Here is a 19440-nt window from a genome sequence, read left to right on the forward strand (position 1 = left end):
CACCCGAACCCGTCCCCATCACTGTCGAGTCCATAGTCGTCAGGCCCGATCACCCGCACCGGTCCGCTGTAGACCGGCCCGTTTCCGCTGCCACCCGCGCAGTCGACGTCGCTGGTGATCGGGAGACACGGGTCGTAGGACGGATGACATTCGCCCGGTGGCGGTGGTGGCGGCGGACAGAACTGGCTCGAACCGCTGCTGCACAGCAGGTCGGTGACCGGATCAGCACTGGCTTCCGTCGGAAGCGTGATGGCGATGGCTATCGCCGCGCAAGCGGCTGGTCCGAGAATTGTTGCTGGTCTCATGACTGCTCCGATCATTCGAGACGCACGAACCAGTGTCACGCAAACTGTCCGCACAATCCGTTTCGGAGACCGAATCGTTGGCCGAGGTGGGTGGGCGCTGCATGGATCCGGTCAGCTGCCCACGCATTCGATGAGCGGTGCGGGATAGACCGCCGCATCGATCCCCTCGCGCCACGGTCGATGGATTCGCGCGCCGGGCAAGTGCGCCAGCTCCGGGAGCCAGCGCCGCACGTAGGTGCCGTCGGGGTCGTAGCGGTCGGCCTGCCGGAGTGGGTTGAGGACGCGGTTGGGGCGGGTATCGGTGCCGGTGCCGGCGACCCATTGCCAGTTGAGCTGGTTGTTGGCGAGGTCGCCGTCGACGAGCCAGTGCAGGAAATGGGCCGCGCCGACCCGCCAGTCCTGGCGGAGCGATTTGGCGAGGAAGCTGGCCGCGATCAGGCGGGCTCGGCCGGGCATCCAGCCCTCGGCGCGCAGTTGGCGCATGCCCGCGTCGACGATCGGATATCCGGTGCGGCCGTCTTTCCACGCGGCGACGGCCTTGTCGTCGTCGGCACCGGCGATGGTCCGGGTGCGGTAGTCCGACCACGCGGCCGCGGGGCGAGCGGCGAGCACCTGGTGATGGAAATCGCGCCACGCCAGTTGCCGGACGAAGGCCAGTCCGCCTTCGGTGGTCGCGTCGACGCGGTGGACGACCTCGGTCGGGGACACGCATCCGAAGTGCACATAGGGCGACAGACGCGAAGTGGCCTCGGCGGCGAGGTCGTCGTTGTCGCGGGCGTAGTCGCCGATCGGGCCGTCGAGCCAATCCCGCAGCAGCGCACGGCCGGTCGTCTCACCGCCGACCGACAATCGGGGCGAGGGCTCCCCGGTGGCGAGGGCGCGTGCTTCCGGCAGCGGATCGCTGGTCAGCCGCGGTACGGACAGTGATCGAGGCGCGGGCAGCGGACGGCGGCGGTGCGTCTCGCTCCAGCGGCGGAAGTACGGGGTGAACACCGAGAAGTGGTCCCGACCGGTCGACGGCGTGATCTCGGTGGAGGTCGCGGTCACCGAGCCGGAGTGGCAGTGCACCGACCAGCCGTCGGCGCGCTCGCGCAGCGCGTGCTCGCGGCGCCTGCTGTAGCGGCTCACGTCCTCGGCCAGGTGCACGCTCGTGGCCGAGGTTTCCGCGACGACGCGCGCCACCTCGTCGACCAGCACGCCGCGTCGCACGATCAGCCTGCCGCCCAGCGCGCGCAATCGTTCGTCGAGTTCGGCGAGTGCCGTGGCGAGGAAGTGCGCCCGATTCGGCGGACACCGGTCCGGCACCAGCGCCTCGTCGACGACGAACAGCGGCACCACCTGGTCGGCCGCGCGGACCGCCGCCGTGAGCACCGGATTGTCGTGAACCCGCAGGTCGCGGGTGAACAGCGCGACCGCGACACTCATCGCGTGCAGAGGGGGCGCACGTCGGCATCGCCGCCGGTCGTGGGCGAGGTGAGGTACACGCACGGGTCCTGGCCCGCGGCGCGGATGGCGGCGTCGACCTGCTGCCAGGCGGTGTCGTCGAGCGCGGGGGTGCGCGACAGGACGAAGCCGGAGAGTCGGCTGGGGGAGGTGACCAGCGCCCACGAGTAGTCCGGGCCCAGCTCGGTCACGATGTAGTTGGTCTCGCCCACCCGCTGGTCCTGGCCGGGAACGCCGGGAAAGCTCACGTGCAGTTGCGCGTTGGTGTCCGGATCGTTCACGGTCGCGGTGCCGCGGATCTCGTCGACGCCGCCGGTCCAGGTGTGGCACCGGTTGTAGACCCCGATGTCGCCCTGTGGGTCGAGGGTGTAGGTCGCGGTGGTGTCGCGCGCGCAGTTGAGGTTGAACGGCTGCGGTATCGCCGCGAGTTGACGCCATTCGCCGAGGTAGCGGTCGAGTTCCAGGTTCGGGACCGGCGCGGGTGGTGCCGCGGCGGCAGTGCCCGAACCCACCACGGTCAGGCTCGCGGCCGCGGCGATCAGCAGTCCGGTGGTCAACGAGCTACGGCGAGTGCGCACAGGAAACTCCTCGAGGTCGGTGTCTGCCCACGGTAGCAGAATTCGATGCATTATTGATGCATGCACGCGCGTTTCGTCGGCATCTCGGAACGTCCGACGCGGGACCGGTGGGTGTCGTGACCGGGCCTCGTCGACGCGCGGCGGCCCCACCGTGACGCGCCGACCGGGCCGGTCCGGGCAGAATGAAACGATGCCTGCCGGTTTCGCCCCCGCCCCCGCCGGATACACGGTGCGCGCGGTGGCCGACCGCCTCGGCATTCCCACCGCCACCCTCCGGAGCTGGAACCGCCGATACGGCATCGGCCCCGCCCAGGACCGGCCGGGACGGCATCGTCTCTACACCGAAACCGACATCGCCCTGCTCGCGCACATGCTCGAACTCATCCGCGGCGGCGCGAGCCCGGCCGGCGCCGCCGCCGCGGCTCGTGGACCGGTGCCCGCGCTCGGTGAGCGCACCGCCCTGCTCGACGCGGCATTCGACCTCGACACCACCACCGTCTGCGCGCACATCGAAGCCCACGTGCGGACCTACGGAGTCGTGCGGACCTGGGAGCTCCTGTGCCGACCCGCTTTCGCCGACATCGTCGCGCGGCAGGGCGGCGGCGAGGGATGCATCGATGTCGAACACCTCCTGTCGTGGTCGATCACGGCGGTCATGCAGCAGGTCCGACCGGCGCCGAGCAGTGCGCCCGTGCTCTTGGCGTGCACCAGCGGGGAGACGCATTCGCTACCGCTGGACGTCTTGCGCGCCGCGCTGGCGGAAGCCGGTGTCGGCGCCCGCATGCTGGGAGCCGACGTGCCGACCGTCGCGCTGTCGGATGCGCTCGCTCGGCACGCGGGCCCGTCGTCGGTGCTGCTGTGGTCGCAGCGCGAGTCCACGGCGTTGACGTCGGCGGTGCTGGCCTGCTCGCGCACCGGTGCCCGGGTGTTCGTCGGCGGGCCCGGGTGGGAGGCGGTGTTGCTGCCCGATGGGGTCGAACGGGTAGCCGACCTGCCCGCCGCGGTCGTCATCCTCAGCTGACTCCTTCCGATCGGATCGCGCTGTCGCCGAGCGCAACTGCGGTTCGGCGCCCTGCACCAGCTGGATTGCTCGGTTCCCGAAATCGGCCAAACGATGCAGTCTCGACGCGGATTGCACTCGATCGTAGATCCACAGCGAGCGATGCTGTGGAGGACCGTGTAGGGCACCGAGCCGGTCTGGCGACACCTCGTGCGGCTGATCGCCGCCTGACAGGGGCGGGCAGTGTCGGTATGACACGGCGCGGCTGCGTCCGGACAGCGCCTGCCCACGGCAGCCAGTCGGCCAGACCCAGCCGCGCGACGACTCGTCCGGGCAGTTGACCGCCGCCCGGCGCGGTCGGGCAGTGTCGGTAGGCACGACGCGCCCGCGTCCGGACAGCGCTTGCCTGCGGCCAACTCAGCAGCCAGCCGAGCTCTGCCCGGGCCGGCCCAGCCCGGCTGCGCGAAGACTCGGCCGCGCGAAGACTCGGCCGCCGCACGGACCCCCGGGCGAGTCGGTGCCGGCGCCGGATATCGGCGCACCCTCAATCGGCAATGGGCGTCGCCGTGCGCCCGAGGACATGGCGCAACGCGGCCTCCAGCTCCTCGGTGCGGAACCTGTGTCCGGCGGCGCTGAGCCGAGCCGGGATCACCCGTTGATTCGCCCCGGCCAATTCCCGCGCACCCTCCTTGCCGAGCAGCACGGCGGGCCCGAAACCGGGAACCGGCAGCACCGCGGGCCGATGCAGCACCCGTGCCAGCACCCGCGTGTACTCGCTGTTGCGAACGGGATGTGGCGCAACAGCATTCACCGGCCCGGACATGCTGTCGTCCCACAGCGCACGGTGATACACGTCGACCAGATCATCGATCCCGATCCACGAGAACCACTGCTGCCCGTCACCGATCCGCCCGCCGAGCCCCGTGGCGAACAACGGCCGCAGCAGCCGCAATGTCCCGCCCTGCGGCGACTGGACGATCCCGGTGCGCACCTGCACCGTCCGGACTCCCGCCGCCGAGGCAGGAACGGTCGCTGCCTCCCACCGCTCCACCACATCAGCCAGAAACCCGTCGCCGCGCTCGGCATCCTCGGTCAGCGTCTGCTCACCGCGGTCGTAGCCGTAGAAGCCGATGGCCGAGGCGCTGACGAAGGTGCCGATCCCCGCGGTCGCGGCGAGTTCGGCCAGGCGCCGGGTCGGTTCGATGCGACTGTCGGCGATCGCGCGCTTGTGCGCGTCGGTGAACCGCCCCGCGATCGAGGCACCGGCGAGATGAACGACAGCGTCGACACCGTCGAGCAGGTCGGCGGCGGGATCGTCGGTGTTCCACTGCCGTTCGTCCGGTTCCCGCGCCGGATGCCGGACCAGCCGCACGACCCGGTGCCCGCCGGTGGTGAGGAACGCGGTCAGGGCCGAACCGACGAGCCCGGACGCGCCGGTCACCGCGACCGTGCGCGACGTCCAACCCCCGGCAGTGGCGCGGCGGTGCGCGGCGAGATCGTTCGCAAGTTGTTGATAGCGGTAGTCGAACATCGCCCGCAGCGCGGATTCCGGCACCGGCGTGCGCACCCGATCGATCACTCGCGTGTGTCCGTCGTCGATCTCCTCGAACTCGTGCACATGCCGCCACGGGAGCAGCCGCCCGACCGGCGCGGAGGCGAGCCCGTCCGTGGTGACGGCATCGGCGAAACGTTCGGGTGGGTGGTAGGCGTCGGGATCGTGCTGAGCGAGCCAGCGCAGCCCGCCCGGCAGGCCGAGGACCGCGCACCCGGAGGCGAGTGAGTCCGATTCGGCGAGCAGGGTCACCGGCTGCCACGGTGGTGCCAGCCGTGCGAACGCGCCGGGTCTGGCGAACCAGTCGAAGACCTCGGTCCGGGGTGAAGCAACGATGGCGGAACAGTCGATGCCCATCCCTCGACTGTAGACATGCCGACCGACGATACGTGGTCACGCCGCCGAACGTGCCAGGTCAGTGCGCCGAACGGACCAGCTGCTCGGCCTGCACCGTCCACTGCGCGGCCAGCGCGTCGAAGTAGCGCTGACTGCTCCACAGCCTGTAGTTGCCGATCACGTACACCCGCCGCCGCGCACACGAGACCGCCGCGTTGAGCACGTTCGGATTCGTCGCCGCCCACCGCCGCGACCCGCCCGCGGCGGGCGAGGTGCCGAGCACCAGAACGACCACCTCGGCCGAATTGCCGTGCATCGCGTGGATCGTGCCGACCTGCCGGGCGGCGAACTCCGGTCCGAGCGTCGCCCGCGCCACCTCCCGCGCACCCCGCGCGACATCGCGGAACGGGCTGACCACCCGGATCTGGGCCGGATCGACACTGTCGGCGAGTTCGGCGAGCAACGCGGCGAGCGCCTCACCTTCGCCCGGAATCCAATTGCCCTCGGCCCGGGCCGATCTCACGTCTATCCATCGATTGTCATCGGGGAATTCGGGTCGTGACGGTGTGCCGAAGACCAGCAGGTCGTCGTCGTAGGCGATGCGGTGCGTCAGCTCGAAGATCGGCAGATCGCTGCGCCGATGCACCCGCAGCGGCGTGCCGACCCAGACCGGCGATTCGGCGTCGGCGGGCGTGAGCCAGGTGCCGTACCGCACCACGCGATCGGCGGCGTGGCGCGCCGACGCCCGATCCGGCATCCACTCCCGATCGAGACCGTATTCCCGGACCAGGGCTTCCTGCGCCGAGGTCGGCAGCGCCCCTACCGGTCCGAGCTGGCGATGATCGCCGACGATCACCGCCCGCCGCGTGCGCCACAGCCCACCGGCCACCGACTGCGGTGCGGCGCGACCCGCGTCGTCGACGAACAACCAGCCCAGCGCCTCGCGCCCCAACCCGGCGAACAAGTTCGGCAGCGCGGTGAAGGTGGTCGTGATCATCGGCACCGCGAGGAACATCGTCTGCCAGGCGGCCGTGATCGTCTCCGGCTTCGGCGCCACCGCGAGTTCGTCCCTGATCAACGCGACGGCCACGATCAGGTTGTCGCGCACCCGCGGCGCGGCATTGAGCAGGAACGCCCGGTGCAGCCGCAGCGCGGACAGGAACAGCTCGCGCCTTGCTGTCGCGTACTGCTCGTCGGCCCACGGATTGCACAGCTGGAACTGTTCGTCGTCGCCGGCGACATCGCCGAAAGGAATGGTGCGCGACCAGTTCTCCCGCGCCCGCTCGATCACATCGAGCGCCGCCTCGCGCCGCTCGGTCAACTCGAGATGCTCGCGAATGAGCGTGCGCCCGTGCTCGGCCGCCCGTGCCCACTGCTCACGCGTGTACTCGACCTCGGTCTGGCGCCGCCGCATCTCCGACTCGGCGATGTGCCGTTCCCGCAGCAGCTCGTTGCTGCGCGCACTCCACCGTCGTCCCGACCGGAATCCCGTCGACAGCGAGGCCAGGAACCCCGGCTTGAGCCCGCTGTGCTCACCGAGTGACTTGCCCGCCCGATGATGCTCGGCTTGGGCGCCGCGCAGATGCTCGGCCGCCAGCCGATGCCGGTCCCGCCAGTGCGCGTGCGCGTCGTCGGCCTCGGCGATCTCGGCCGACATCGTCCGCAGCCCGTCGTTCATCGCGGGCAGTTCGGCCACCGCGTCGGCGACATCCTGACGCTCCTGCGCGAGCTCGCGCACCTCGGCGCGACGCCGCGCGAAATCACCCACCGCGGTCGGCCAATCCGGGATCGAATCCGGGTCCGCCTCGGCCTGTTTGAGAATGTCGAGCATGCCGCCCGCACTCGCCTGCGCGCCGTTCGGACGTTCCGTGGCGAACCGATCGCCGAACCAGAACTGCTCACCGAACGCGCGGCGCGTTCCACCCAGCGCCGCGGCGACCAGGCCCCACGCGGGTTCGCCGCCGACGAGTTCGGCGAGGTCGGAGAAGTGATCGAGCCGCACGTCGCTGTCGATCGCCCCGCGATGCTGGATCTCGGCGACCACCTCCGCGGCGGTCTCGTCGCTGCCCGTCGCCAGCACCACTTCGAATCCGGTGATCGCGGACGTCAGCCGATGCGCGCCCACCGTGTAGTTCTTCGCCACCTGCACCTGTTCGGTGACTCCGGCGAACGCCGCGAGCGGATCGTCGAAGACCGCCAGTCGCGCGGCCCGCTCGACCACGATGCCCGCCAGCAGATCCCGCAGCATCGTCGTCGTCCCGGTGCCCGGCGCGCCGTGGACAGCGAAGATCCCCACGCTGTCGGCCAGCTCGGCCATCGCCCGGTCGACGGCGAATTGCTGTCCCGACACCAGCGGGTCACCCGGCCAGCGTCCGTCCGGAATCAGGTGGGGGAGCAGCCCTTCGACCATCACGTCCTGCCGCTGCCGGACGTCGATCCGATCATCGACCGGCAACGCCTGCGTCGCCGCGAGGTAATCCCGCAGCGCCGCACCGACATCGCCGCGTTCCACCGCCGACTCCAGCGCGGCGAGGTCAGCGCCCAGCCCACTGTTGAGGCGATCCTCGGCGGCGGCACTGTCGGCATCGCGCGTGGCGACCTGCACACACGCCACCCGCACGCCACCGGCGCGCAGCTCGGACCGAATCCCGAGCGCGCCGCACAGTTCTCCGGTGAAGGTCTGTAGATCCCGACCGGTCAGCCGGGGCGGCTCGACGCCGTCCTCCTGCTCGTCCGGGGTGAATCGTTCGGCGAACGCCAATGCCGACATCCCTGCCAGCCCAGGCGAGATCACGCCGTCGGCTCCCGCCGCGATCAGCGACGCGCCGACCCCGCGACCGGCCACGTCCAACGCTCGCCACCGCGGCTTCTCCACCTGCTCGGCATCCGGCGCCGCCGCGGCTTCCCGCGTCAAGGTGTCGAAGGCGGCGGTGAAGGCCTCCGAATCATGATCGAACCCGTCCGCCCACCCGGTATCGCCCGGCCCCGGCGACCGCAGCCGATTCACCGCCCACGCCAACCCCGACAGCGTCGCCGACCCGCCGACAACCACCCCGTCGTCGGTCAATGTCAGCGCGAAAGCCGCTGTGGTTCCGGCCCGTCGAGCATCCGCCTCGAGCTGGTCCTCCCCGAACACCCGAACCAGCGCCTCACGCGCCCGGCCGACCCCGAACAGCCCGCCGTACACCACAAATTGCCAGCCATGCCCCGCCCGCAGCGGCGGCAGGACCGTCATGTCCTCCCATGGTGCGACGTCCTCGGTCCCGAGATCGACGACGAGCCCACCCGACTCACCATCCGCCCCCACCTCGGGCACCAACCGCGGACCGAACAACTCCACGGTCTGCCAGAAACGCACGAGCCGCACGGCATGCTCGGACCCGCTCACGATGCACCCCAATTCCGTCGGCCATCATGCTGACAACCCGCACCACGGTACGCGATCGCTATTTCCCCGGCACGCCAACCCGCACGTCACCCACTACCAGCTCGGCAGACACCCCGCCGCGCGCAGCCGCCCGGCCAACGACGAATTCACCACCGCGCTCGAGCCACTCCCGGCTCCCAACGCCACCAACACATCTCCGCCAAGCCCCGCCCCGAACGAACACCCGAGCACATTCACATCGATGAAGATGTTCTCCTTCGGCTCCTCCTGCGCGGGTTCGGCAGCGGCCGAACCCATCCCGACCATGGCGCCCGCGGCCACCGCCCCCACGATCGCCGCGATCCTGACACTTCGCACTTGTCCTCCTGAATACGCGACACTCCGCGCCGATTCATCCACCCGCCGAGATCTCTCGACGACGACAGCAGTGTTGACCGAACCACCACGCCGGAAACGTCGACCCCACCGCGTCGAAATATGAATTGACCGAGGAACTCCGACACCTCACGCTGAGCAACATGGACGACCTCGACACCGCCGCCGACCTCTTCGCACTGGGCGAGCTCGGCCGAGAGGACCTGCCCATGGTCGCCGCCGAAGCACTGGCTCGCGGCCTCGACTCACCGGCCTTGATCGAGCTCGCCTGCCTGCACCGAACGGACACCCGCGATGCCCCCGACCTGTTCCACACCGCCCTGGCGGAACTCGGTCTCGACAGCGTGAGCTGGCCGGAACGTGAAGCCGCCATCCTGCTCCGTCACGCTACCCAGCACGCCGAACGCCTGCTCTCCGGTGCCGGTGATCCCGTCGAGAACCTCGCCAGAACCGCGACGTACCTGTCCCGGCTGATGCTCACGGACACGCCGCAGCACGTCGGTCTCGGCGAACTGGTGTGGGATTTCGACTTCCTGCTGTGCTGCGTCGACGACGGATACGGCGCGCGCGAGTCCGTCATCGACGACGCCCGACACGGGTGCCGGCGCCTGCTGGCCGGACCGCCCTACGCTCCGATCGATACGCGCATCGTCACTGCGGACCAGGCCGGCGGCGACGCGCCTGGCGAAGACTCACGTCGTGCGATCAATCGGTGGTCGGGGGCGTGGATTCGGTGCGGTCGAGTTCTTCGTCGAGGGCGAGGGCAGCGGCGATGAGGGCGAGGTGGGTGAAAGCTTGGGGGAAATTGCCGAGTTGTTCGCCGGAGGGGCCGATCTCCTCGGCGTAGAGGCCGACGTGGTTGGCGTAGGTGAGCATCTTGTCGAAGGCGTAGCGGGCGATCTGGAGGCGGCCGGAGCGGGCGAGGGCTTCGACGTAGAGGAAGCTGCACAGGTTGAAGGTGCCCTCGGTGCCGCGCAGGCCGTCGGGGGAGGCCTGGGGGTCGTAGCGGTAGACCAGGCTGTCGCTGACGAGTTCGTGGTACATCGCGTCGAGGGTGCTCAGCCACATCGGGTCGGTGGGGGACAGGAATCCCATGCGGGGCATGAGCAGCAGGGAGGCGTCGAGGACGTCGGTGGCGTAGTGCTGGACGAACGCCTGGCGTTTCTCGCTCCAGCCCCGGTCGACGATCTGCTGGAAGACCGCGTCGCGCTCGGCCGTCCAGCGGGCCACGTCGGCGGGCCTGGCGAGGGTGGTCGCCATGCGGACGGCGCGGTCGAAAGCCACCCAGGTCATCAGCCGGCTGTAGGTGAATTCCTGACGGCCGCCGCGGGTTTCCCAGATCCCCTCGTCGGGACGGTCCCAATTGTCGGCGAGCCAGTCGACGAGTCCGGCCAGAGTCCGCCAGCCGGCGATGGCGGGCAGCCCGGTGGCCTGGGCAAGGGCATCGGCGGCCTCACCGTAGATGTCGAGCTGGATCTGGTCGGCCGCGCCGTTGCCGACGCGCACCGGTGCCGAATCCTGGTATCCCGACAGGTGCGTCAGGGTCTGCTCGTCCAGCCGCGGGTCACCGTCGACGCGGTACATGATCTGCAAGGGTTCGCCCGAGGCGGTCCCGCCCGCTTCGACCCGCGCCCGCAGCCACTGGCGGAAGGCGAAGGCCTCCTCGGTGAAGCCGAGGTCCATCAGCGCCCGCACCGAGAGGGAGGCGTCGCGGATCCAGGTGTAGCGGTAGTCCCAGTTGCGTTCGCCGCCGATCTGTTCGGGCAGGCCCATGGTCGCCGCGGCAATGGGTGCGCCGGTCGGCGCGTAGGTGAGCAGTTTGAGCGTGATCGCCGAGCGGTTGACCATGTCGCGCCAGCGGCCGCGGTAGGTGGACGAGCGCAGCCAGTTCTGCCAGAAGCGACGGCAACGGTCGAATTCCGCGGCGGTGGACTCCCACGCCGGCGGTGCCGACACCGGTGCGCCGGAGGGCACGGTGGTGAGCACGATCGTGGCGCGCTCACCGGCGTCGAGGGTGAAGCGCGCGGTGCTGTCGGTGCCGTCGGGGTGCAGCACGATCGGGTCGGTGACCTGGAGGTGCAGATCGGCGGTGGCGGAACCGAAGACGGCGGTGTGGTCGTCGGCGAGGTCGAGGGTGTGGGTGGCGCGGGCGTAGTCGAAGCGTGGTCGACACGTGAGCGTGAAGGTCAGCGAGCCGCGGACCACGCGCACGATGCGCACCAGCCGGTGCCGGTCGGCGGGCTCGGTGCCGCGAATCGGCGCCATGAAATCGGCGACCTCGCCCACGCCGTCGGGGCCGCAGAAGCGGGTGAGCAGAATGGCGGTGTCCGGGAGGTACAGCTGCCGGGCTGTCACCCCGCTGGTCTCCACGTCGATCGCGCAGTACCCGCCCCGCTCGCTGTCGAGCAGTGACGCGAACACGCTCGGCGAATCGAAGCGGGGCGCGCACCACCAGTCGATCGTGCCTGCCGTCGACACCAGTGCGGCGGTCTGCAGATCACCGATGATTCCGTGCGCGTCGATCGGCGGATAGCTGGTCACGAGCACTCCTGCGGTCGGTTGCAATCAGCAAACCACCGGTGCTCGGCGACGGCCTCACCCGGAAGGGGTGATTCCGGTGACCGGCCGACGCGGCAATCGGCCGGTGCCGAACAGCGCCGTGATGGCGAGCAGCGCGGTCACGGCCACAGCCATCTGCAGTGCTTCCAGGCGCGCGTCGGAGTTGCCCGCGATGATGGCGTCGGCGACTCCTTCAGCCGCCGAGTCCGCCGTGGACTCATTGGCCGTAGCTGCGGCGCAGGTTGGCGTTGATGAGTTGGTTGACGCGTTTGCGCAGGTGGCCGGTGGTGGACTCGTCGGGGAGCGGGTCGTCGATGGAGAGCGTCCAGCGCAGGTCGGTGCCGCTGCCGCCGTCGGAGGGGAGGTCGAACCGGAGGCGCGCGTCGGGGCGGCGGGGCCACAGGGAGCTCCACACCACGAGGTCGGGGTGGGTGCTCTCGAGGACTCTGGGGCGTATTTCGTCGGAAAGGAGGATGAGCCATCGGCGGGTGGGGTCGCGGTCGGGGTTGGTGAGCGATTCGAAGATCGCGTGCGGGGGTGCGGGTTGGTTGCGCCTTCGGCTCCCGATGACGTGCACGCTGCCGAGAGTATCGGGTGGGAGGCGCGTCACGCCGTCAGCTGGTCACTGATGTCGGTGAGGCCGCACTGTGCTGCCCGGGTGGCGAGGAGAGTCATTGTGCGGGTGGGGATTTCGGTGCGGAGATCGCGGAGCCGTTCCCACATCGGGGTTTCGGTGGCGGGGAGGGCGGCGATGAGGGATTCCAGGTCGGGGGAGTTGTCGAGCAGGGTGAGGGAGCGGGCGCGGGCGGCGTCGTCTTGGCGGAGGACGAGATCGAGCAGGGTGGGAAGGGAATCGCTGGTGGGGCAGGCGGTCAGGGCGGCCTGGAATTGGTCGTCGGTGAGGGTGGCGATGGTGGTGGCGAGGGCGGGGTGGGTTTCGGCGGGGAGGGCGTCGAGGAGGGGGAGGAATTGGGGCCAGAGGTTGTGGCCGGCGGTGGTGGTGAGGATGGTTCCGAGGGTGTCGGGGTTGTGCAGAAGGGGGCGTTGGGCGAGACGATGCAGGGAGGTGGGGGTCATGCCCGCGGCCACCGGTAGGAGGGTGTCCCAGGCGTCGAGTTCCTCGACGGCGGTGAGCAATCCGTCGATGAGCTCGTCGTCCTGGGCGGCGGCGAGGTCGCCGATGCGGGAGCGTTCGGCCGGTCCGAGCAGGTCGAGCAGGGTGATCGCTTCGGCCCACTGGCCTTCGGTGTGGGTGGCGCGCAGCATCCCGGGGATGCGATCGGCGACGATGGCGAGGAGACGGTCCGCGGCGGAGGTGTCCTCGAGGTAGTAGCCGACATGGAGGAGGTCGATGTCGGCGGCGTGCGGGAGAGCGGCGCGCAGGGCCGCGTCGGGGACGGACCCGGCCAGCCGGCCCATGGTGAGGTAGTCGCCGCGGCGGATGAGTTCGCGAGCGACCGCGGCGGCCATCTTCGTTGGAACATGGGCGATCACGTCCGTGGCCCGGTGAGGGTCGAGGGTGACGGTGGCGTCGGCGAGGAACGCGGGCGAGAGCGAACCCGCGATCGCGACGGCACGCGCGGGATCGACCGAACCGGCCACCGCGGCGGCCAAGACGGGCCCGAAGGCGGACTCGGTGACCTTGGCGGCGACCGCGGCGGGAACGAGTTTGGCCGCGGCCCCGATGCGTTGCATGCGCCGGGCCTCGCGCCGGGAGATCAGATCGCCGACCTGATCGCGAAACGCGCGAATTGCGGCGGGCGGGAGCTCGGCGAGGAAATCGAGCTCGGCGGGGTCGGACAGTTCGAGAACACGGGCCAGCTTGGCGATCTCGGCGGTGGTGTGGTGCGTGGCGGTCACAGGCCGAGCACCTTCTTCACGGCCGGACGGGCCAGCCGGGGGACGAGGCGCATGCCGGAGTCCAGTGCCTTGTTCAAGGCGGCTTCGCGCTGGTCGAGCGCGCCGCGCACGTAGCCGTCGAGGCGAGTGAGTTCGTCGGGGGTGAGGGTGGCGAAGTCCGATGGCGGTGGGGTGCCGAGTGTCGTGGTGAGGCGCTGCATGGCATCCGTCACGGGCTTCTCCTTCGCTGGTGCCCGACAGAACTCGTACTGCCGGTACGGAGCGTGATACTGCCGGTACGGTCCAGGAATGTAAAGCCTGCTGGACTCATGTCGGGGCTACGTGGGCATTTGTAAGGCGAGTGTTCGTACCGCCAGTACGTGTAGGGTCAGAATCCGTGAACCGCGCCCATCGACCGCCACCGGTGACCCGGGACGCGATCGTCGACGCGGCCATCCGCGTCCTCGACCGCGACGGCCCGCGCCCCAGCATGGACGCCATCGCCGCCGAGGCAGGCATCACCAAGCCACGCCTGTACCGCCAGTTCACCGACAAGGGCGACCTGTACGCCGCCATCGGCACCCGCTTCGCCGACACCGCCTTCACCGCCACCGGCACCGACCTCACCCTCCTGCTCCAGCCACCACGCGAAGCGATCGCGGCCGCGCTCGGCGACTACGCCGCGCACATCCTCACCCACCCCAACGTGTTCCGCTTCCTCGCCCAGGCCCAAACCGGGTCGGCCCGGGATGGCGCCGTCTGGCAGTACGACCTGGGTAGCACCGTCGCCGACCGCTTCGCGAAAAAGGCGCACAAGGTGGCCGATTCGATTCCCCTCGCCACCGACGGCATCGAATACCTCGCCCGCGCGATCGTGGGGGCGATGATCGCGCTCACGGATCTCTGGCTCACCGAATCCACTCCTTCCCCGGCGGAGTTCGTGGAGCGAGTCGGGGAATTGGTGTGGGGAATGATCGGAGCGTTCCTACGGGGACGCGGTGTCGAGGCCGATCCGGAGGTCCCGATCTTCGTGACGCTCGCGGCACTGAATCGCGATCACGAGGAGTAATAGCGATCACGTTCTCGCACAACGAGAACGCGCTGGGCGATACCGGCAGACTGGCGCGTATGTCCGTGAGCAAGATGACCCGCCCCGTCCGTTCGGATCGTTTCGAGAACACGTGGGCCGCGTTGGGCGCGTTGGCTTTCGTCTGGACGGCGTTTCTCTCGTGGATGATCTGGATCACGTTCAGCGAACCTGGCCACTGCGGTTTCCGGGCCCCGTGCACGGTGGACGTGATCTTCGAGCGCGCGTCGCCTTCGTGGAGCGTCGCGTGGGCAGGATGGTTCCTGGCAGGGTGCATTAGCTGGGTGCTGGGGGCTGAAGGCGGGTCTCGGTGGCGCGGCCCGGCAGTCGCCCTGGTCGTGGGCGCGCTGGTGTTCGGTGCAGGAATGGTGGTGACCGGGAATATGCTGGTCTCCGCGATCAACGCAACCCATGGGCCGTGAGTTTGGTGGGTAGGTGGTGGAACGGACGTCGCGGGTTCAATAGAGCACATCGAAGACCTCCGATGCTTCTACGTGTCACGCTGCGAGGGGCTCCGGCATTGGTCTGCCCCCGACCCAGCCAGCGGGGGCAAGACGGTCGTTCTTGATCCGGCGGAATGTGATCGAGATGATGCGTCCGGACGCGCGGGTGGCGGGTCCGGATCTGGCGTAGCGCTTCAGCACGCGGGCGTCGGTGAACCGGTGACGGTCGTCGCCGATCTTGGCCAGGACGCGGGCGCCGGTGAGGTTGGCCAGGCCAGGGAAGCTGCTGATGATCGGGTGGTCAGGGTGTTGCTGTGTCGAGGGAGTTCACCCGGTCACCGCCATGGGCACGAAATGTGTTGCAGTAGAGCAATTCAGGTGCACACCGGCCGAGTGGGGGCGACCATGAGTAGGTCGAGCCTCGACGGCGCGGCGCGCAGTCGCTGCGAGAAACTTAAGTGCTACCCTGCTCTCGGTTCTTAATTCGTAAGTGATCGTAGTGGGGTGCCGGGGAGGGATCCATGAGCGAGCAGGTTGTCCCCACACCGTGGGAGACCAAGCGATTCGGCGGCAACGCCCTGCTGTTGCGGAATGCGATCTGGCGCGGTCTTCGGGCGGCGCACCAGCGCGCACTGGCCGCTCACACGGGTTTGAAATTGGAGTCCAACGACGGCTACGGGTTGATCTGGCTCGTCCAGCACGAGGAGGTCGGCCACGCGATCGAGGCTGTTGTACCGGAACTGCGGCGGATCAAGCCGGCACGTGCCCGCTACGAGCTCAACGTGGTGGGCGAGGACAGCATCATCCTCTACCCCTGGAAGTTCGCCGACGACGCTCACACGCCGGTGACGAACGCGAAGATGACGATGTCGAAGCTGCGCGAGAGCTTGCTGGCGCTCACCCAGGCAAAGTCGGATTCCCAGCTCTCCTTCGATCACGCCGAACTCACCGAGGAAGAGCTCGATGCCGAGTTCGAGGACGACGAGACCTTCCTCGACGACGCGATCGAAGCGGGTCGGCTGGTCCTCATCGCTTACGCCGCCAACCCGCGCGCGGGCATCCTGCGTGTCTTCTGGGGCGAAGCTTCCCAGGCCGACGACCGCGGCCGGTTGTCCTGGAGCGAGATCGAGCAGATCCCCGCACCACCCGAGGACGAGCAGACCCCGGTGCAAACCGGCCCGACGCCGGTTCCCGAGCCGAAGACAGGCACCGGCCCCCGCTGGCATCAGTCCACTCCGCCCCCGGAATTCGACCTTGCACCGCGCCCTCCGCTGACCGCACCGGACGGCGGTCAGCCGCCGGTGCCACAACCCGAGACGTCGAGTGATGCCTGAACGTCCACCGCTGACCCTGTTCTCCGGTGACACCACCGCGGCGGTTCCGGCCTCCGCGGTGGTGTTCGACCCAGCACGGCTCACCCAGGCCCGCCAGCTCGCCGGACTGACCAAAGCTGCACTGGCCAGCCAGATCGGAGTCTCGGGTGCGGCCGTGAGCCAGTGGGAATCGATGACCTCACCGCCACGGCCAGATCATCTGCTCCGCGTGGCAGAAGTGCTCGACGTCCCTGTCGAGTTCTTCGCCGCAGGGCGCCCTTTCGCCCAACTCGATGGTGCTGGCGCGCATTTCCGCAGTCTGCGTTCGACCAAGGCCGCCCAGCGCGCCAAGGCCGTCGCCTTCGCTCAGCAGGTGTGGGAGCTCACCCATGTCCTCGAACGTCACGTTCAGCTCCCCGCGATCGACTTGCCAGGGTTCCTTCCCGACGATCCCTCCGAACTCGGTGACAACCCGGCAGCCGCCGCCCGCGCGCTGCGGGCGCACTGGGGAATCGGGCCCGGCCCGATCCCGCATCTGGTGCGCACCATGGAAATACGGGGGATCGTCACCACTATGGTCGAGTTCGCTGGCGGCGACACCCCGACCGTCAACGCCTTCTCCACCTCCCGCATGCCGCGACCGATGATCGTGCTCACCCCGGATCGCGGCGACGACGTGTGCTGGCATCGTTTCACCGCGGCCCACGAACTCGGTCATCTCGTACTGCACCGCGACGCCGCGCCAGGTGACAGCGAGCAAGAACACGATGCCGATGCTTTCGCCGCCGAGTTCCTCACTCCCGCCGACCAGATCCGCGACCAGCTTCCCCGCCGCTTCGACATCAACGCGCTCCGGCAGCTCAGCCACGAGTGGGGCGTCTCGATCAAGTCCCTGGTGTACCGCTCCTGCGAAACCGGCACCATCTCCGACGCTGTCGCCCGTCGTGCTTACCAGCGCCTCAACCACCTCTACGAGGTCGGCATACTCGGCTCCGATCTAGTCGCTCAGTACCCCGGCGAGATCCCCGCACTGCTCGCCAAGGCCTTCGAACTCGCCGAAAACCACGGCACCCTCACCTTGACCAGCCTGGCCCGCGAGCTGCGATGGCGCCCCAACCGCGTGCGCCAGCTCCTCGGTCAACCCGATGACCGTCCCGTCCTGCGCCTGGTCACCGACCTCGAGACGACGGCTCGCTGACCGCGACTACGTCGGCGGCGTTGCACAGGCGGCTCCCGATCTTGGTCGGATTGCACCCTGGCCTGCTGGTGAGTCGCAGGTTCGATTCCTCAGCGGGGCACACATAACGAGGGCAACGGGAAAACGCCTGGTCATAGCCGGGCAGTACGTGATCTGAGTGTCGTGACCTGCTGCACGATGGCGTACCGCGCCCACCTGGATCTGCTCGAAGCGGGCACCATCTTGTGTAGGAAGGTGCCGACAAGCAACTTCCTGCCGGGCAAACCGCATACTATCCGGCGGCTATCTCCCTCCATCGGTGGAGACCTCGCAGCTTGGTCCTAAATCCGGTCGGCCCCGGGTGTGAACACAGGCTCGTTGGTGTGGCCGGGGCCGCACGGTATCCGGTGCCGACCGGTGTGAGCGGCGTGCACCATCCGCGCGGTGTACGGCACCGGGAAGCGACCGTATCGAGAGCGCGTCAGACGCGATGACTTAGGACCGGCCTGCCACCTCGGCTGCGCGGGCGGCCAACGCGTCGGCGACAGCGGAGAACTCCGCGAGCGCGGCGGTCAAGTCCTCCACGATCTCTTGTGCGATGATCTCCGGCGGCACTCCGTCGTCTGCGTCGGTCAGTGACGGGTCTTTGAGCCAGGTGATGTCGAGGTTCGCTTTGTCGCGGGCGACCAACTCGTCGTACGAGTACGGCTTGAATCGCTCGGACTCGACTCGTGCGGATCGGTCGACCGCGTTGTATGCGTCGATGAACGGGGCGAGGTGCTCGTCACGCAGTGGCCGCTGTTTGAGGGTGAAATGTTCTCCGGTGCGGAAGTCGTACACCCACAGTTTTTCGGTCCAGGGCTGACTGGGACGGGCCTGCTTACGGTCGAAGAACAGTACGTTCGCTTTGACTCCACCCGCGTAGAAGATGCCGGTGGGGAGGCGCAGCAGCGTATGGACGTCGTACTCCTTGAGCAGTCGCCGGCGAATCTGCTCGCCCGCACCACCTTCGAACAGCACATTGTCCGGCACGACGACAGCCGCTCGACCGTCAACAGCGAGCAGAGACGCGATGTGCTGAACGAAGTTGAGTTGTTTGTTGGTGGTGGTGACCCAGAAGTCCTGGCGGTTGTAGGCGACATCTTCGCGCTCGGCTCGGCCGTCGTCCCCGACGACGGTGATCGATGACTTCTTTCCGAACGGGGGATTGGCCAGCACCACCGACGCGGACCGCGCGGGTTTTGTCGCCAGCGCGTCGTGCACGTCGATCACCGGATCACCCGTGGCCTGCCCGATGCCGTGCAGGAACATGTTCATTGTCGCGAGTCGGGCGGTGCCGTCGACCAGTTCGACGCCACGGACAGTCCGTCCCTCGCTGAGCTCGGTCCGCTGCTCGGGTGTGATGGTGGCGCTGTGCGCGGCCCGCAGATATTCGACCGCGGCCAGTAGGAACCCGCCTGTTCCGCACGCGGGGTCGACGATGGTGTCCGCTGGGGTCGGCCGCATCACCTCGACCATGGCATGAATCAAGGTGCGCGGGGTGAAGTATTGGCCCGCACCGGATTTGATGTCGGAGGCGGACTTCTGCAACAGCCCCTCGTAGGCATCGCCGTTGAGGTCACCGCCGATGCTCGACCAGTTCTCGGAACCGATCAGGTCCACGACGAGTTTGCGTAGCAGCGCCGGTTCCTGAATCCGGTTCTGAGCCTTGCGAAAGACGACGCCAAGGTTCGTGGTTTCTTTCCCGAGGTCGCTCAGGATGCGTCGGTACTCCTGCTCGAGCGCCACTCCGTCGAGCTGGGTGAGGCGGTCCCACGAGATGTCGAGCGATGTCGGCAGAATTTGGACCGGGTTCACGAAGTTCTGCTGGCGCTCGTCGGCCATCTTCAGGAACAGGAGGAAGCTGAGCTGCTCGACATAGTCGATCGCCGAGACCCCGGCATCCCGTAGGACATCGCAGTAGCTCCACAGTTTGTCGACAAGGCGGCGAAGTTCGGCGGCGTTGCTCACCGGTCGATGCTAGCCGGTGAGCAACCGATGCCAGG

Annotated in this window: 16 protein-coding genes and 1 pseudogene; 6 read left to right on the forward strand and 11 right to left on the reverse strand. The window is 68.8% G+C overall.

The genetic code is table 11. The features are described from left to right. Window positions 1-416: 416 nt before the first annotated feature. Both ACFVVM_RS27175 and ACFVVM_RS27180 read right to left on the reverse strand, forming a co-directional pair. The gene (locus ACFVVM_RS27175; protein ID WP_387623819.1) at window positions 417-1730 is read right to left on the reverse strand and encodes a cryptochrome/photolyase family protein; all 1314 of its coding nucleotides are present in this window, start codon (window positions 1728-1730) and stop codon (window positions 417-419) included. Next, entirely contained in the window at window positions 1727-2326 is a 600-nt protein-coding gene (locus ACFVVM_RS27180) for a lipocalin family protein (RefSeq protein ID WP_387623821.1), read from the reverse strand. The genes ACFVVM_RS27175 and ACFVVM_RS27180 overlap by 4 nt, the downstream gene beginning before the upstream one ends. Window positions 2327-2516: 190 nt before the next feature. Between ACFVVM_RS27180 and ACFVVM_RS27185 the strand changes: the two genes are divergently transcribed. Next, complete coding sequence (locus ACFVVM_RS27185; protein ID WP_387623825.1) at window positions 2517-3347, forward strand: MerR family transcriptional regulator; 831 nt, start codon at window positions 2517-2519, stop codon at window positions 3345-3347. 523 nt (window positions 3348-3870) lie between these two features. Here the strand turns inward: ACFVVM_RS27185 and ACFVVM_RS27190 are convergent. The 3 genes from ACFVVM_RS27190 to ACFVVM_RS27200 form a co-directional block, all read right to left on the reverse strand. Beyond that, the gene (locus ACFVVM_RS27190) at window positions 3871-5235 is read right to left on the reverse strand and encodes a TIGR01777 family oxidoreductase (protein ID WP_387623827.1); all 1365 of its coding nucleotides are present in this window, start codon (window positions 5233-5235) and stop codon (window positions 3871-3873) included. A gap of 58 nt (window positions 5236-5293) precedes the next feature. Further along, entirely contained in the window at window positions 5294-8602 is a 3309-nt protein-coding gene (locus ACFVVM_RS27195; RefSeq protein ID WP_387623830.1) for a DEAD/DEAH box helicase, read from the reverse strand. A 93-nt stretch (window positions 8603-8695) separates the two neighbouring features. After that, window positions 8696-8959 (reverse strand): hypothetical protein, encoded by a 264-nt coding sequence (locus ACFVVM_RS27200; RefSeq protein ID WP_387623832.1) that lies wholly within the window; start codon window positions 8957-8959, stop codon window positions 8696-8698. Between the two features lie 161 nt (window positions 8960-9120). Here ACFVVM_RS27200 and ACFVVM_RS27205 point away from each other — a divergent pair, with 161 nt between their 5' ends. Further along, window positions 9121-9753 (forward strand): hypothetical protein, encoded by a 633-nt coding sequence (locus ACFVVM_RS27205; RefSeq protein ID WP_387623834.1) that lies wholly within the window; start codon window positions 9121-9123, stop codon window positions 9751-9753. On the opposite strand, the gene ACFVVM_RS27210 is transcribed toward ACFVVM_RS27205, so the two are convergent. From ACFVVM_RS27210 to ACFVVM_RS27225, 4 genes are all read right to left on the reverse strand, one after another. After that, window positions 9683-11518: a glycoside hydrolase family 15 protein gene (locus ACFVVM_RS27210; protein ID WP_387623836.1), complete on the reverse strand. Its 1836-nt coding sequence runs from the start codon at window positions 11516-11518 to the stop codon at window positions 9683-9685. The two genes, ACFVVM_RS27205 and ACFVVM_RS27210, sit on opposite strands and share 71 nt — an antisense overlap. Window positions 11519-11753: 235 nt before the next feature. After that, window positions 11754-12113, reverse strand: coding sequence for a hypothetical protein (locus ACFVVM_RS27215; protein ID WP_387623839.1), 360 nt, complete (start codon window positions 12111-12113; stop codon window positions 11754-11756). A gap of 29 nt (window positions 12114-12142) precedes the next feature. Beyond that, window positions 12143-13396, reverse strand: a complete 1254-nt coding sequence (locus ACFVVM_RS27220; RefSeq protein WP_387623841.1) for a hypothetical protein — start codon at window positions 13394-13396, stop codon at window positions 12143-12145. Then, window positions 13393-13608, reverse strand: coding sequence for a hypothetical protein (locus tag ACFVVM_RS27225; protein ID WP_387623844.1), 216 nt, complete (start codon window positions 13606-13608; stop codon window positions 13393-13395). The genes ACFVVM_RS27220 and ACFVVM_RS27225 overlap by 4 nt, the downstream gene beginning before the upstream one ends. 164 nt (window positions 13609-13772) lie before the next feature. Between ACFVVM_RS27225 and ACFVVM_RS27230 the strand changes: the two genes are divergently transcribed. Both ACFVVM_RS27230 and ACFVVM_RS27235 read left to right on the forward strand, forming a co-directional pair. Further along, window positions 13773-14444, forward strand: a complete 672-nt coding sequence (locus tag ACFVVM_RS27230; protein ID WP_387623846.1) for a TetR/AcrR family transcriptional regulator — start codon at window positions 13773-13775, stop codon at window positions 14442-14444. Between the two features lie 59 nt (window positions 14445-14503). Further along, window positions 14504-14884, forward strand: a complete 381-nt coding sequence (locus ACFVVM_RS27235) for a hypothetical protein (protein ID WP_387623849.1) — start codon at window positions 14504-14506, stop codon at window positions 14882-14884. Between the two features lie 111 nt (window positions 14885-14995). On the opposite strand, the pseudogene ACFVVM_RS27240 reads toward ACFVVM_RS27235, so the two are convergent. Further along, a pseudogene (locus tag ACFVVM_RS27240) lies at window positions 14996-15220 on the reverse strand (transposase); the annotation flags it as partial. Between the two features lie 206 nt (window positions 15221-15426). Between ACFVVM_RS27240 and ACFVVM_RS27245 the strand changes: the two are divergent. Continuing rightward, entirely contained in the window at window positions 15427-16239 is an 813-nt protein-coding gene (locus ACFVVM_RS27245) for a hypothetical protein (RefSeq protein WP_387623851.1), read from the forward strand. Beyond that, the gene (locus ACFVVM_RS27250; RefSeq protein ID WP_387623854.1) at window positions 16232-17416 is read left to right on the forward strand and encodes an XRE family transcriptional regulator; all 1185 of its coding nucleotides are present in this window, start codon (window positions 16232-16234) and stop codon (window positions 17414-17416) included. The genes ACFVVM_RS27245 and ACFVVM_RS27250 overlap by 8 nt, the downstream gene beginning before the upstream one ends. A 474-nt stretch (window positions 17417-17890) precedes the next feature. On the opposite strand, the gene ACFVVM_RS27255 is transcribed toward ACFVVM_RS27250, so the two are convergent. Then, window positions 17891-19405, reverse strand: coding sequence for an N-6 DNA methylase (locus tag ACFVVM_RS27255; protein WP_387623856.1), 1515 nt, complete (start codon window positions 19403-19405; stop codon window positions 17891-17893). Window positions 19406-19440 lie beyond the last annotated feature (35 nt).

It is taken from the genome of Nocardia sp. NPDC058176 (assembly GCF_042883805.1).
In the GTDB taxonomy this organism is placed as follows: Bacteria; Actinomycetota; Actinomycetes; order Mycobacteriales; family Mycobacteriaceae; genus Nocardia.

Excerpts from the sequence above, each read along its gene's own strand:
- ACFVVM_RS27205 (WP_387623834.1), top strand. The coding sequence starts at position 9,121 with ATGGACGACCTCGACACCGCCGCCGACCTCTTCGCACTGGGCGAGCTC.
- ACFVVM_RS27245 (WP_387623851.1), top strand. The coding sequence starts at position 15,427 with ATGAGCGAGCAGGTTGTCCCCACACCGTGGGAGACCAAGCGATTCGGC.
- ACFVVM_RS27185 (WP_387623825.1), top strand. The coding sequence starts at position 2,517 with ATGCCTGCCGGTTTCGCCCCCGCCCCCGCCGGATACACGGTGCGCGCG.
- ACFVVM_RS27190 (WP_387623827.1), bottom strand. The coding sequence starts at position 5,235 with ATGGGCATCGACTGTTCCGCCATCGTTGCTTCACCCCGGACCGAGGTC.
- ACFVVM_RS27175 (WP_387623819.1), bottom strand. The coding sequence starts at position 1,730 with ATGAGTGTCGCGGTCGCGCTGTTCACCCGCGACCTGCGGGTTCACGAC.
- ACFVVM_RS27235 (WP_387623849.1), top strand. The coding sequence starts at position 14,504 with ATGTCCGTGAGCAAGATGACCCGCCCCGTCCGTTCGGATCGTTTCGAG.
- ACFVVM_RS27250 (WP_387623854.1), top strand. The coding sequence starts at position 16,232 with ATGCCTGAACGTCCACCGCTGACCCTGTTCTCCGGTGACACCACCGCG.